The sequence below is a fragment of the Streptomyces sp. NPDC058157 genome (assembly GCF_042884105.1).
GTDB lineage: Bacteria > Actinomycetota > Actinomycetes > Streptomycetales > Streptomycetaceae > Streptomyces.
In genome coordinates this window covers 1-5,455 of sequence record NZ_JBHVUQ010000324.1, presented here as the reverse complement: position 1 = coordinate 5,455, position 5,455 = coordinate 1, and the positions used below count along the sequence as shown (strand labels likewise).

Sequence of the window (5,455 nt, the reverse complement as noted above, 5' to 3'; positions counted from 1 at the left end):
GCCTCCTGCGGCTCCGGCACGGGTCCCAGCGGGAGGCCCTCCGGCGCGGGCCGCCCGGGGAGCCCCCGGGTCGCGGGCGGCCGGGGGGACGGCGCCGTGCGGGCCGCCGCGGGCTCCGGGCGCGGGGCCTCGGCGGGCGCCGGCGGCCGTACGGTCACACACCCGGCGGCCAGGACGAGGACGGGGACCCAGAGCGGGAGGGAGAGGCGCGACGGCATCCGCCCACCCTGCCGTACCGGGGCACCGCCCGGCGCCCCCGCTCACACGAAGGGGTGACTGCGGGGCCGCATACGTGGTCGGACCAGCGACTTTCACACCGCCAGCCCGCACGACGGACCGTATCAAGATCGACATAATCGGGCAATAAGGAGACCCTGGAAGGCGTCTGAAGGTATACGGGCGGTAAAGCGGAATCGGCCCCCACCACCCGTGGCCCGCCGTAACCCGACGGTCGCGCCCGCTGTTGCACAGGCGGCGGACCCACCCACGGTGAACGGAGTGCCCATGCCCCAGCTGACCGAGGACCCCGGACGCAGGGGCACCTGGATGACCCCGGCGGAGTACGGGGCCTCGCGCGCCGCCCTCTGGACCGGAGCCGTCGTCCTGGTCACCGACACCGACGGCCGGGTCCTCGTCCAGAGCGTCGACTACCGCCCGGACCGGTTGCTGCCCGGCGGCGCGGTGGACGCCGGCGAGGCGCCCGCGGCCGCGGCGGCCCGCGAGGTGCGCGAGGAGCTCGGGGTCGAGGGCCGCTACCCGCGCGGGCTCGCCGTGGACTGGATCCCCGCCGACGCCCCCGGCTTCCCGGCCGACATGTGCTTCCCCGGCGAGATCCTGCACGTGTACGACGGCGGCACCTGGACCCCCGACCGGATCGAGTCCATCCGCCTGCCCGCCCAGGAGATCACCGGCATCGAGTTCGCCGAGCCGGCCGACCTGCCCGCCCTGATGGAGCCCGGTGACGCCCGCCGCGCCCTGGCGGCCCTCCGGGCCCGGATCAACGGCTCCGGCCCCGCCCTGCTGGAGGACGGCCGCCCCACCACCCCCACCGCCCTCGACCGGCTCGGCGTCCTGCGCACCCGCCGCGTCCCGCAGCACGGCACCTGGCACCCCGGCCCGGTCCCCGCCCACCTGCCCGTACGCGGCCACTGCGGCTGGCTGTTCGCCCCCGACGGCCGGGTCCTGCTGCTCGTCGCCCGCGCCACCGGCGCAGCCCACCTCCCCGCCCCCAGGGCGGAGCCCGCCGTGGCCGCCCTGCCGCTCGGCTACCGCTACGCCGACCGTGCCGCGCTGGCACGTACCGCCGCCCGCCTCACCGGGCTCGCCCCGGCCGGGGACCCGGCGTACGCCCGCCTGCTGGCCACCCCGGAACAGGTGCGGGAGCTCAGCGACTGGGGCCCGGCCGGCCCCCAGGAGGTCGCGGCGGTGCACGCGGCCCGCGCCCAGCTCGGCCTGCCCGTCCCGCCCCGCACCCCGCCCACCGAGCTCCCCGAACAGGGCCTGCGCTGGTGAGCGGCCCACGCGCCGCCACACCATGATCGACACCTGAGACCATGTGCACCCAGCACACGAACGGGGGAGTCAACCGTGGAACTCGAGAACCACCGCGTCGTCATCACGGCGGCGGGTCGGGACTTCGGCCGGACCCTGGCCATCGCCTTCGCCGCCAGGGGCGCCGAGGTCCACCTCTCGGCCCGCACCGCCGAGGCCGCCGGACACGTCCGCCAGGAGATCATCGGACAGGGCCACGACCCCGACCGGGTCCACGCCCACGCCTGCGACCTCACGGACCCCGCGTCCGTACGCGCCTTCGCCGCGGCGGTCGCCGCCCGCGGCGGGCACATCGACGTCCTGGTCAACAACGGCGCCCGCTACCAGCACGGCACGGACCTGCTCTCCGCCTCCGACGAGGACGTGGTCGAGACCCTCGCCTCCGGCGCCACCGGAACCGTCCTCGCCACCAAGGCCTTCCTGCCACTGCTCCTGGCCTCGGACAAGCCGGACATCGTCACCATGGTGTCGAGCTGCGGCGAGCCGGGGAACCAGCGCTCCGACGCCCACGACTCCTTCTACGCCGCCAAGAGCGCCCAGGCCGGCTTCACCGAGACCCTCTCCCGCCGGCTACGCGGCCAGGGCGTACGGGTGATCTCCCTCTACCCGCCGGACTTCGACAACCACGACCCGCTCTCCCCGGCCTGGCAGGACGCCCCGCGCACCGCGAGGGACCCGCTCACCTCCCAGTCGCTGGTCGACTGCGTCTTCTTCGCCATCGGCCAGCCCCGGGACTGCTTCATCAAGTCGTTCTCCTTCGAACAGGTCTGAAGCGGCGGCCACGGCACCCGCGGCACCCCGGCCCGGCGGCGGCCGGGCCGGTCGTGTGGAATGGGGGCATGGGGACCACTGAGATACGGACGGACGGGACGCCGGGGGGCGCCCCCCAGACGCCTGCCGCGCGGCCGGCGCCGGAGGACGGCCGGGCGCCCGGCGTGAGACCGGCGGCCGCCCCGGCGCCCGGCGCCCCCGACCGCTGGCGCTACGCCCGCCACCTCGACCTCCTCGCCGCCGCCGGCGCGACCGGTGTGACGGGGGAGGCCGGAGCGGTGGCCGCCGTCCTGCGCGACCCCGACCCGGTGATGGCGCAGAGCGCCGTCGTCACCCACCTCGACCGCCGGGCCGCGCGCCTGCTGCCGGACGAAGCGTTCGCCGACTGGGCCCGCGCGCTGCGCTCCGTACTGGAGGGCCACGCCTTCCCCGCCCGCCGGCTGCGCGAGTGGACCCTCCTCAAGGCGATAGCGGGCGGCGGGAGTTGGTCCCCGGCCGACCTCGCCGCCGCCTCCGACTGGTGCCAGCGCACCGCGGTGCGCTCGCCCGCCTCCGACGAGGCGCTGGCCCTGCTGGCGGCCTCCGCCCGGGCCCGCGGCGTGCGCACCGCCGCGGCCCGCCGGCTGCACCGCCGCGCCACCCTCTGAACGGAACGATCAATCCTCCGGAATTCTCGCCATACGCCCGTTCGGGGGTTTAAAGTCGGCGTACCCGGCCGGGTATCAGCGTTGAACCGATGCCATTCCGCTGGAGGATGACTCTCCGTGTCGCACGTTTCACAGGCTCCCGTCACCACCTCCGACGCCGAGCCCGCACCGCCCGCACCCCGGTCGTACGACGAGGTCAAGGGCTGGTTCTCGGCGTCTGACCAGGTCCTCTTCGACTGGTTCCTGGCCCGCCAGAACGAGACGGCCGACGCGAAGGGCGACCTCCTCGAACTCGGCGCGTTCATGGGCAAGAGCGCGATCTTCCTCGCCGGGTACCTGCGGGAGGGGGAGGAGTTCACCGTCGTCGACCTCTTCGACTCGCCCGCGCCCGACGACGACAACCTCGAAGAGGTCCGGGAGTCCTACCCCACCCTGACCCGCCGCGGTTTCGAGGCCAACTACCTGGCGTTCCACGAGGGATTGCCGACCGTCATACAGGCCCCGACCTCGGTCGTGGCCGACCGGGTGCGTCCCGGCAGCTGCCGCTTCGTGCACATCGACGCCTCCCACCTCCACGAGCACGTGGTCCAGGACATCGCCGCCTCGAAGACCGTCACCACCCCCGGGGCCGTCGTGGTCTTCGACGACTACCGCTCCGAGCACTGTCCCGGCGTCGCGGCCGCGGTGTGGGAGGCGGTGGCCGTCGGCGGACTGCGCGTGATCGCCGTGTCCGGCCTGAAGCTCTACGCGACCTGGGACGACCCCGAGCCCCACCAGAAGGCGCTGCTCGCCTGGCTGGAGGGCCGCACCGACCTGTGGCACGGCGTGGACACGGTCTGCGGGCGCCCGCTGGTGCGCATCGGCGACCACGGCGTGACCGCCCCGCCCGCCCCCCGGCTGCTGAACCCGCCGGCCGAACCGGAGGAGCCGGTGACGCCGCCCGCGCCCAAGCCGGCCCCGAAGCCGGCTCCCCGGCCGGCGCCGGGGGCCGCCTGGCGCGCGGTGGCCAAGGACGTGCTCCCGCCGGTCCTCACCCGGGCGATCGTCACCGCCAAGCGCCGCCGGGGCTGAGCCCGCGGGGTGCCCGGCAGGTCAGGGCCGGACACCCCGGGCCGCGCCGGCCCGGCACCGTCGGCGGTACGCGCGGCCCGCTGCCCGTACCGCCGACGGTCCCCGCGGCCGGCTGCCCGTACCGCCGACCGGCCGGCGCTGTCAGAGCCCCTTGCGGACCCGGGCGGCGCGACGGGCCTCGGCGGCCTGGCGGGCCTCGATCGTCTTGCGGGACTCCTTGCCCCGGCCGGTCCGGCCGGGGCGGGTGCCCAGTCCCCGGAAGCCCAGCTCCGTACCGCTCGGGCGGCCCTTGGCGTCGGTCGGCAGGGCCCCGGACAGCGGCACCCCGGACGGCTTGCGCGCGCCGGTGATCCGGCTCAGCGCCGCCTCGCCCGAGCGCACCTGGGTGATCGTGGGCCGGATCTTCGCGTCGGCCATCAGACGGACCATGTCGCGCCGCTGGTTCGGTGTGACCAGCGTGACGACCTTGCCCGACCCGCCCGCACGGGCCGTGCGCCCGCCGCGGTGCAGGTAGTCCTTGCTGTCGGCCGGCGGGTCCACGTTGACCACGAGGTCCAGGTCGTCGATGTGGATGCCGCGCGCCGCGACGTTGGTCGCGACCAGGACCGTCAGCTGCCCGTCCTTGAACTGCCCGAGGGTCTTCGTGCGCTGCGGCTGCGACTTCCCGCTGTGCAGGCCCTCCGCCCGCACGCCCATGGCCCGCAGGTGCTTCACGAACTGGTCGACGCCGTGCTTGGTGTCCAGGAACATGATCACCCGGCCCTCGCGCGCCGCGATCTCGGTGGCCGCCGAGACCTTGTCCGCCGCGTGGATGTGCAGCACGTGGTGGTCCATCGTGTCCACCGACGCCGACTGCGGGTCCACCGAGTGCGAGACCGGGTCCTTCAGGTAGCGGCGCACCAGCTGGTCGACGTTGCGGTCCAGGGTGGCCGAGAACAGCATGTGCTGCCCCTCGTGGTGCACCTGGTCCAGGAGCTCGGTGACCTGCGGCATGAAGCCCATGTCGCACATCTGGTCCGCCTCGTCCAGCACCGTGATCCGCACCCGCTCCAGGTGCACGTCACGCCGCTTGACCAGGTCGCTCAGCCGTCCCGGGGTGGCCACGACGACCTCGGCGCCGGTGCGCAGGGCCCCCGACTGGCGGCCGATGGACAGCCCGCCGACCACGGTCGCCATCCGCAGCCCCAGCGCCCGCGCGTAGGGGTCCAGCGCCTCGGTCACCTGCTGCGCCAGCTCGCGCGTCGGGACGAGCACCAGCGCCAGCGGCCGCTTGGGCTCGGCCCGCCTGCCCGCGGTCCGGGCCAGCAGGGCCAGGCCGAAGGCGAGGGTCTTGCCGGAGCCGGTGCGGCCCCGGCCGAGGACGTCACGGCCGGCGAGGGAGTTGGGCAGCGTGGCCGCCTGGATCGGGAAGGGCT

At 75.4% G+C, this 5,455-nt stretch carries 5 protein-coding genes and 1 pseudogene; 4 read left to right on the top strand and 2 right to left on the bottom strand.

Annotation, left to right across the window (positions count from 1 at the left end; genetic code table 11):
* Window positions 1-218, bottom strand: a pseudogene (locus tag ACFVXK_RS36910) (hypothetical protein); the annotation flags it as partial.
* A 286-nt stretch (window positions 219-504) separates the two neighbouring features.
* Between ACFVXK_RS36910 and ACFVXK_RS36905 the strand changes: the two are divergent.
* The 4 genes from ACFVXK_RS36905 to ACFVXK_RS36890 all read left to right on the top strand — a co-directional run bounded on the left by ACFVXK_RS36905 (window position 505) and on the right by ACFVXK_RS36890 (window position 4,040).
* On the top strand, window positions 505-1,512 hold the full coding sequence (locus ACFVXK_RS36905) for an NUDIX domain-containing protein (protein ID WP_389621241.1): 1,008 nt from the start codon (window positions 505-507) through the stop codon (window positions 1,510-1,512).
* A 75-nt stretch (window positions 1,513-1,587) separates the two neighbouring features.
* Window positions 1,588-2,322, top strand: a complete 735-nt coding sequence (locus tag ACFVXK_RS36900) for an SDR family oxidoreductase (RefSeq protein ID WP_389621238.1) — start codon at window positions 1,588-1,590, stop codon at window positions 2,320-2,322.
* 68 nt (window positions 2,323-2,390) lie between these two features.
* A complete protein-coding gene (locus ACFVXK_RS36895; RefSeq protein ID WP_389621236.1) occupies window positions 2,391-2,969 on the top strand; it encodes a hypothetical protein in 579 nt (192 codons plus the stop codon).
* Window positions 2,970-3,086: 117 nt separating this feature from the next.
* Window positions 3,087-4,040: a class I SAM-dependent methyltransferase gene (locus ACFVXK_RS36890; protein WP_389621233.1), complete on the top strand. Its 954-nt coding sequence runs from the start codon at window positions 3,087-3,089 to the stop codon at window positions 4,038-4,040.
* Window positions 4,041-4,181: 141 nt separating this feature from the next.
* Here ACFVXK_RS36890 and ACFVXK_RS36885 read toward each other — a convergent pair.
* Window positions 4,182-5,455 (bottom strand): DEAD/DEAH box helicase (locus ACFVXK_RS36885; protein WP_389621230.1); only part of this gene is annotated, 1,274 nt, incomplete at its 5' end.